At 55.5% G+C, this 5,527-nt stretch carries 6 protein-coding genes; all 6 read left to right on the forward strand.

The features are described from left to right. Window positions 1-138 precede the first annotated feature (138 nt). Window positions 139-699: a PilZ domain-containing protein gene (locus PROAA_RS11080; protein WP_186411403.1), complete on the forward strand. Its 561-nt coding sequence runs from the start codon at window positions 139-141 to the stop codon at window positions 697-699. 71 nt (window positions 700-770) lie between these two features. Further along, window positions 771-1,085: a DUF485 domain-containing protein gene (locus tag PROAA_RS11085; RefSeq protein WP_186411404.1), complete on the forward strand. Its 315-nt coding sequence runs from the start codon at window positions 771-773 to the stop codon at window positions 1,083-1,085. After that, on the forward strand, window positions 1,082-2,770 hold the full coding sequence (locus PROAA_RS11090; protein WP_186411405.1) for a cation acetate symporter: 1,689 nt from the start codon (window positions 1,082-1,084) through the stop codon (window positions 2,768-2,770). Before PROAA_RS11085 ends, PROAA_RS11090 begins: the two co-directional genes overlap by 4 nt. A 167-nt stretch (window positions 2,771-2,937) precedes the next feature. Then, window positions 2,938-3,228: a co-chaperone GroES gene (locus PROAA_RS11095; RefSeq protein ID WP_186411406.1), complete on the forward strand. Its 291-nt coding sequence runs from the start codon at window positions 2,938-2,940 to the stop codon at window positions 3,226-3,228. A 63-nt stretch (window positions 3,229-3,291) separates the two neighbouring features. Then, a complete protein-coding gene (gene groL / locus PROAA_RS11100; protein WP_186411407.1) occupies window positions 3,292-4,950 on the forward strand; it encodes a chaperonin GroEL in 1,659 nt (552 codons plus the stop codon). Between the two features lie 374 nt (window positions 4,951-5,324). Further along, window positions 5,325-5,527: response regulator (locus PROAA_RS11105; protein WP_186411408.1), on the forward strand; the 203-nt coding region annotated here is incomplete at its 3' end.

The raw sequence follows: 5,527 nt of genomic DNA on the forward strand, positions 1-5,527 counted from the left end.
TGTGCCAGCAAAAGCAGAGCAACTGTCAGCAGGAACGTTGGGAAATGCCGTTTAAAGTAATGGCTTGGTTGCGTCATGGTGGAGGGATGCATGTAAGATGTGCGGGAAAAACAATTAGCAAAATGGGTCAGGAGCGTCATGAAAGAACAACGCAGACATCAGCGAATTCGTTTCAACGTCTTGCCACAGGTTCGTATCGGGCAATACGGAGTCGTCGGAACTGGCGAACTGGAAAATATTTCACTCGGCGGGTTGATGTTGCGTACTGAGCTTTTGCTGAAAGTGGGTCAAGCACTCGGTTGCGAGTTTGTCATCTTCGATTCGCCGCTCATTGATATGACTGCCGTGGTCGCAAGCAAGATCGGTGACCGGTATGGTGTTCGTTTTCAGGCCGGTCCGATCAGCGAAGCGCTGATTCAGAACGCGATTGACACTGCCCTGACAACCGGTCAAGCCTCGGTGCTGAGTATAAATGATCTGCAGGGGCGCAAGGTGATGCGTATTGCCGGCGGGTTGAACGGTGGTCTGAGAAACGATTTCATGCATAGCCTGACCAAAATGGGTGTCGACGAGATGGATCTTTCTGGTGTGACCGAGATCGATAGCGCCGGTCTCGATCTATGCCGGATCGCAGTTGAGCAACACCGGGTCGGGATCGTGAGCCCGTCGTCTTGTGTACGAGCGCTGATGGCAGCTTGAATGGGTGGTCCAGTCGCCTGTTTCGAAGTGGGTCGCAATTGCGCGAATAACTACTGCTTGAGGAGTCAAAGTTGGTTGACGATTTGGTCGCACGGGTTGAGGCGAATCCCAAGTACCAGAAGCTGGTAAGTGCACGTAGTTCCTACAGCATCTTCATGACTTCTCTAGTCATGCTCGTTTATTTCGGATTTATCCTTCTGATCGCCTTTGACAAGGAATTGCTGGCCACCAAGCTCGGTCCCGATATGGTGACCTCGCTGGGTATTCCGCTTGGCATCGGGGTGATCGTGATCACAATCATTCTTACCAACATCTATCTGCGCCGTGCCAATTCGGAGTTTGACCGGCTAAACGCCGATATCATCAAGGAGGCGAAGCGGAAATGAACCGCAAGCCGGTGCGCGACAGCACATGTTTTCTGCTCGGCATGCTGGCCGCAAGTCTCGTTTTCGCAGCCAACGCCGATTTCGGACAGACAACCCGTCAGGCCACCAACTGGGTCGCCATCTCGATGTTCATCGGTTTTGTAACGATTACCCTGTTCATTACCCGATGGGCCGCAAACACAACCCGGACGGCAGCAGACTTCTACACTGCCGGCGGCGGCGTTACCGGTTTCCAGAACGGTCTGGCGATTTCTGGCGACTACATGTCTGCCGCATCCTTTCTCGGTATTTCCGGTCTGGTGTTTGCCAATGGTTTCGACGGCCTGATCTTTTCTATCGGCTGGCTGGTCGGTTGGCCTGTACTCACCTTCCTGATGGCAGAGCGTTTGCGCAATCTCGGCAGGTTTACCTTTGCCGATGTCGCTTCCTACCGGTTTGCGCAAACCCCGATCCGTGTATTTGCGGCATGCGGCACACTGGCCGTTGTGGCCTTCTACATGATCGCCCAGATGGTCGGTGCCGGTCAGTTGATCAAGGTGTTGTTTGGCCTCGAATACCACTTCGCGGTGATTATCGTCGGAGCGCTGATGATCTGCTACGTGTTGTTCGGCGGCATGATGGCCACGACCTGGGTACAAATCGTCAAGTCTGTTTTTCTACTCTGCGGTGCAAGTTTCATGGCGTTGGCCGTGCTCTGGCATTTCCACTTCAACCCGGAGCTGTTATTCGCCAAGGCCGTCGAGATCCACAGCGAACACGATGCCATCATGGCGCCAGGGGCGCTGATCAAGGATCCGATCTCGGCCATCTCGGTCGGCGTGACCTTGATGTTCGGCACGGCGGGTCTGCCGCACATCCTGATGCGTTTCTTTACCGTGTCGAGCGCCAAGGAGGCGCGCAAGTCAGTAGGCTGGGCAACGACCTGGATCGGTTACTTCTACATCCTGACCTTCATCATCGGTTTTGGTGCCGTCGTCCTGCTCACTCAGGATCCGTCCGCCTACTTTGTCGATGGCGAACTGGCCAAGGGTCTCAAGGGCGGTGGCAATATGGCCGCTATCCATCTGTCCAACGCGGTGGGTGGCAATGTCTTTCTCGGCATTATTTCGGCCGTGGCTTTTGCCACGATCCTGGCCGTGGTGTCCGGGCTGACGCTGTCCGGCGCCGCTGCCGTGTCGCACGACCTGTACGCCACGGTGTTCAAGAAGGGGCAGGCGGATTCGGCACAGGAGTTGCGCGTTTCCAAAATCACCACAGCCTGCCTTGGCATCGTCGCGGTTTGCCTGGGTATCGCTTTCGAAAAACAGAACGTTGCCTACATGGTGATGCTGGCCTTCGCCATTGCCTGTTCGGCCAACTTTCCGGTGCTTTTCATGTCCGTACTGTGGAAAGATTGCACGACCAGGGGTGCGGTTGCCGGCGGGGTTGTCGGTTTGATCAGTTCGGTAGGTCTGACCATCGCCTCGGCTTCGGTGTGGGAAGAGGTTATGCACAACGCGGAAGGGAGCGCGTGGTTTCCGTACGCTTCTCCCGGTTTGTTCTCGATGAGTGCTGCCTTTCTGACTATCTATCTGGTTTCGAAGATGGACAACAGCAAGCAGGCCCAGCTTGAGCGTTCGCTCTACCCGGCGCAAAAGGTACGCTCGGAAACCGGTTTGGGTTCGAGCAGCGCATCCGGCCAATAGTTTTTTTGCCGACTTGTATCCTTGCGTCTTGAAATATTCACTTCTCGCCCCTATTATTAGCACTCGTTGGATGTGAGTGCTAATATCTTTGTCGGCGGGCACCCCGTCCGGCCGGGCAAATAGTGCTCGATGAGTCGTTATTCGTTTTAACCCCTAGGAGAAACTGCATGAAAATCCGTCCGTTGCATGATCGCGTAATCGTCAAACGTCTCGAAGAGGAGCGCAAAACCGCTTCCGGTATCGTTATTCCCGATGCAGCCGCTGAAAAGCCGGATCAAGGGGAGATTTTGTCGGTTGGCCCGGGCAAGCGCGACGAGAGTGGTCAGCGCCTGGTTCCAGACGTCAAGGTTGGTGACCGGGTTCTCTTCGGCAAGTATTCCGGCCAGACCGTCAAGATTGATGGCGAAGAGCTGCTGGTTATGCGCGAAGAAGACATCATGGGCGTCGTCGAAGCCTGAGCGTAAAACGCCAGCTAGTACGATCTGGATTCACCCGCTACTGTATTTATTAGGAGTATTTCAATGGCAGCAAAAGACGTTAAATTTGGCGATTCCGCACGCGCCCGCATGGTCGAAGGCGTGAACATTCTCGCCGATGCAGTAAAAATCACCCTTGGCCCTAAAGGTCGCAATGTTGTTCTGGAGCGTTCCTACGGTGCGCCGACGGTCACCAAGGACGGTGTATCTGTCGCCAAGGAAATCGAACTGAAGGACAAGTTCGCCAACATGGGCGCCCAAATGGTCAAGGAAGTTGCTTCCAAGACCTCCGACATCGCCGGCGATGGCACCACCACCGCCACTGTTCTGGCTCAGTCGATCGTCCGCGAAGGCATGAAGTACGTCGCCGCCGGCATGAACCCCATGGATCTCAAGCGCGGCATCGACAAGGCCGTTATCGCGACTGTTGAAGAGTTGAAGAAGCTTTCCAAGCCGTGTTCGACCAACAAGGAAATCGCCCAGGTCGGTTCGATTTCTGCCAATGCCGACGCGGACATCGGCGATATCATCGCCCGTGCAATGGACAAGGTCGGCAAGGAAGGCGTTATTACGGTTGAAGACGGCAAGTCGCTGAACAATGAACTCGACGTCGTCGAAGGTATGCAGTTTGACCGCGGCTATCTCAGCCCTTACTTCATCAGCAATCCGGATAAGCAGAACGCCATTCTGGACAACCCGTATATTCTGATTTTCGACAAGAAGATCTCCAACATCCGTGATCTGCTGCCGGTGCTTGAGCAAGTTGCCAAGGCGGGTCGTCCGCTGTTGATTGTCGCCGAAGATGTTGAAGGCGAAGCGCTGGCCACCCTGGTGGTCAACAACATTCGCGGCATCCTGAAGACATGTGCCGTCAAAGCCCCGGGCTTTGGTGACCGGCGCAAGGCCATGCTCGAAGATATCGCTATCCTCACAGGCGGTCAGGTCATCGCCGAGGAAGTCGGCCTGACCCTTGAAAAGGCCACACTGGCTGAACTCGGCCAGGCCAAGCGTGTCGAGATCGGCAAGGAAAATACCACCCTCATCGATGGCGCCGGCGATGCCGCGTCGATCGAAGGTCGTGTCAAGCAGATCCGCGCCCAGATCGAAACCTCGACCAGCGACTACGACAGCGAGAAGCTGCAGGAGCGTGTGGCGAAACTGGCAGGTGGCGTCGCACTGATCAAGGTGGGCGCAGCGACCGAAGTTGAAATGAAAGAGAAGAAGGCGCGCGTGGAAGATGCGCTGCATGCGACCCGTGCTGCCGTTGAAGAAGGTATCGTCGCAGGCGGTGGCGTTGCCCTGCTGCGTGCCCGTCTTGCACTGGCTGCGCTGAAGGGCGACAACCACGATCAGGACGCCGGAATCAAGATCGTCCTGCGAGCAATGGAGCAGCCTTTGCGCGAAATCGTCGCCAACGCTGGCGAAGAACCATCGGTCGTGGTCAATGCCGTGGTCAATGGCAAGGGCAACTATGGTTACAACGCGGCAACTGGCGAGTATGGCGACATGGTCGAAATGGGCGTGCTGGATCCGACCAAAGTAACCCGTACCGCACTGCAAAACGCTGCCTCGATCGCTGGCTTGATGCTGACTACCGACTGTATGGTTGCAGAACTTGCAGAAGACAAGCCGGCCATGGGTGGCGGTATGCCCGGTGGTATGGGTGGCATGGGTGGTATGGGCGGCATGGATATGGGCATGTAATCAAGGCCAGCAGCCTCATGCTTGCCTGAACTCGTGGGCAAGCCGAACCCCCCGCACGGTACTCCATGCGGGGGGTTTTCTTTTGTGCAAGGTATATTACAAGAGCTATCGTGCCGCCAAATAGTGGCACAATGTGGCAAGGATTTCATTGCTGAGAATAACCACGGGCGAACTGATGCCAAGTGGTGCGTAGCAGCGTACGGCGTTTGGGAATACGGAAGGAAAAATGGCGGGGAGCGCCCGGTGCAGTTTCAGGCACTCCCCGAGTCCGGGTCGAAACCCAAACTCCCAAGACCATAAAGGAGAACAGCGTAGTTATCCTATAAGTAGTGGCTTACAAAATCCTTACGCACCGTATTTACTGAAAGGAGAGCATGCGGATTCTGATTGCGGAAGACGATCGGATTATTGGCGACGGATTGAACAGATCGTTGCGCCAAACAGGGTATGCAGTCGACTGGGTCACCAATGGCATTGATGCCGATAATGCCCTGACAACCGGGACCTACGATCTCGTAATCCTTGACATCGGTTTGCCCAGGATGTCTGGGCTTGACGTGCTACGCCGTTTGCGCGC

Origin of the sequence: Candidatus Propionivibrio aalborgensis (genome assembly GCF_900089945.1) — a bacterium.
Classification (GTDB): domain Bacteria; phylum Pseudomonadota; class Gammaproteobacteria; order Burkholderiales; family Rhodocyclaceae; genus Propionivibrio; species Propionivibrio aalborgensis.

What these genes read in the sequence shown, in the direction of transcription:
- PROAA_RS11090 (WP_186411405.1), top strand. Translation starts at nt 1,082, where the DNA reads ATGAACCGCAAGCCGGTGCGCGACAGCACATGTTTTCTGCTCGGCATG.
- groL (WP_186411407.1), top strand. Translation starts at nt 3,292, where the DNA reads ATGGCAGCAAAAGACGTTAAATTTGGCGATTCCGCACGCGCCCGCATG.
- PROAA_RS11095 (WP_186411406.1), top strand. Translation starts at nt 2,938, where the DNA reads ATGAAAATCCGTCCGTTGCATGATCGCGTAATCGTCAAACGTCTCGAA.
- PROAA_RS11080 (WP_186411403.1), top strand. Translation starts at nt 139, where the DNA reads ATGAAAGAACAACGCAGACATCAGCGAATTCGTTTCAACGTCTTGCCA.